Here is a 2,212-nt window from a genome sequence, read left to right as displayed (position 1 = left end):
GTACACCGCCTGCCATCAGGCTAATCAGCGGACCGATCACCAGTGAGAGCGCCACGCCGAGTGAACCGCCAACCAAACATACCAGCACCGCCTCAATCATAAACTGCTGCATGATATCGCCACGCCGCGCACCCACGGCCATACGCACGCCAATCTCATGCGTTCGTTCGGTGACGGACACCAGCATGATATTCATCACGCCGATGCTGCCGATCATCAGCGCAATCGATGCCACCATCAAAATCAGCAAGGTCAAGGTGGCTGCTGCCCCTTCAATCGCTTTGCGGTACTTATCGCGGTTAAACATCAGGAAGTCTTTGGTGCCATGGCGCGCAGTCAATAGTTGCGTGAGAGATTCCACCGCCGGACCGCTGACCACATCATCTTTGAGTTTAACGCTGATACTTGTGAGCGCTGTTTGCCCACTGATGCGGTACATCATGGTGCTCCAGGGCAGCCACACGCTGAGAAGATTGGGCGAAATGCCGTTATCTTCATGCGCCACACCAATGACTCGCACCGGCACAGACCCTAACACGATCATTTTTCCGATGGGGTTTTCATTGGCTGCAAACAGCTTATTGCGCGTATTGGTATCAATGATGATCTCTTGCCGGGCATGGCGTTCATCACTGAAGTTGCTGCCTTCGGTGAGTTTGATGCCCTGAATCTCAAAGTAATCTTTGCCGACGCCCGATACGGATGCTTTCGACGAGTTGGAGAGATAACGGATCGGCTGCGTCGAGAGCAGCTCAGGGCTGACTTTGTCGACAAACTGCTGGCGAGCAATCACATCGGCATCAGCCATCACCAGCGTCAACACCGGATGCGCATCATCTTCGGCGAAATCACCGCCGGCATACACGGATACCACATTCGTCCCGAGACCGGAAATACTCTCCAGCGTTTTTTCACGCGCACCTTGTCCAAGCGCGACGACAGTGACGACAGCGGCAATACCAAAAATAATACCGGTCATGGTGAGTGCGGTGCGTAAGCGATGCGTATTCATGGCATTTAGCGCCATGCGCATTGACTCGCGCAGGCGATCAATAAATCCGCGCAGCTTGCTCTGACTTCTGCTCACCATTGGCTGATAGCACGATCGCGTCGCCTCTGTTTTTGGCCCGCTGTCAGCAAAAATTTCACCGTCCTGGATTTCGATGATGCGGTCAGCGTGTTGCGCCACTTTCATATCGTGTGTGACGATAATTACCGTATGACCGTCACGATTCAGGTCATGAAGAATGCGTAACACTTCCTCGCCAGAATGCGAATCCAGCGCGCCGGTCGGTTCATCGGCGAGAATAATCTCGGCTCCATTAATCAACGCTCGCGCAATACTGACGCGCTGTTGCTGGCCACCAGAGAGTTCACCCGGTTTATGGTGTTCACGGCCTTTGAGACCGAGTCGTTCCAGTAATTGAGCAGCACGCGCCCGCCGCGCATGCCCCGACAAATTGGCATAAATCGCCGGGATTTCGACGTTGCTTAATGCGGTCAGGTCCGGCATTAAGTGGTAGCGCTGAAAAATGAAACCAATATGTTCACGACGGACTTTCGCCAGCGCGTCCGGAGAGAGTGAAGCAGTATTCTGGCCTGAGATAAAATAGTGACCGCTGTCGGCGGCATCCAGGCAGCCGAGAATATTCAGCAATGTGGATTTGCCCGAGCCGGAAGGGCCAATGATCGCGACCATTTCGCCACTGGCGATCTGCAAATTGATATCTTTCAGCACATGCAAAGATTCTGAACCGTTAACATAGCTGCGCTGAATGTTTTTCAGTTCGATCAAGCTCACATCACCACCTTGTCCGCACCGACGGCTTGGGTAGCAAGGATGACTTTTTCACCGGCTTTTAAGCCGCTGAGAACCTGAATATCAACGCTGTCTGAAATACCGGTGGTAATAATACGTTTCTCAGGCTGATTCTCCTTGTTCGCCACCTCGACAAAGGTCTTGCCTTCCGCGTCTTTTTTCGTTGCCTGTAACGGAATCAACAGCGCGTCTTTCGCAGTGTCGCGCAGCAGATTAACTTGCGCGGTCATTGAGATGCGCAGGGTGTTATCGGGATTGGGAACATCGAGTAACGCATTGTAATAAATGGCGGCATTGGTACTGCTGGCCGGCGTACTTTCACTGTTGCCCATCAAGGCATCATCTTTCATCACTGATTCGGGTGCCAGTTCAATGCTACGCAGCGTCGCGTTG

Annotated in this window: 1 protein-coding gene and 1 pseudogene; both read right to left on the bottom strand. The window is 53.0% G+C overall.

What is annotated here, in order from left to right; genetic code table 11:
* The coding region (locus tag H7A81_RS26925) for an ABC transporter permease (RefSeq protein ID WP_182059299.1) at positions 1-1,801 on the bottom strand (1,801 nt) is incomplete at its 3' end.
* Positions 1,798-2,212, bottom strand: a pseudogene (locus H7A81_RS26920) (efflux transporter periplasmic adaptor subunit); the annotation flags it as partial. The pseudogene H7A81_RS26920 and the gene H7A81_RS26925, both read right to left, overlap by 4 nt.

The organism is Pantoea sp. ME81 (genome assembly GCF_903970985.1).
In the GTDB taxonomy this organism is placed as follows: Bacteria; Pseudomonadota; Gammaproteobacteria; order Enterobacterales; family Enterobacteriaceae; genus Pantoea; species Pantoea communis.
Note: the sequence above shows the minus strand (reverse complement) of the source record. Positions and strands in the feature narration are given on the sequence as shown.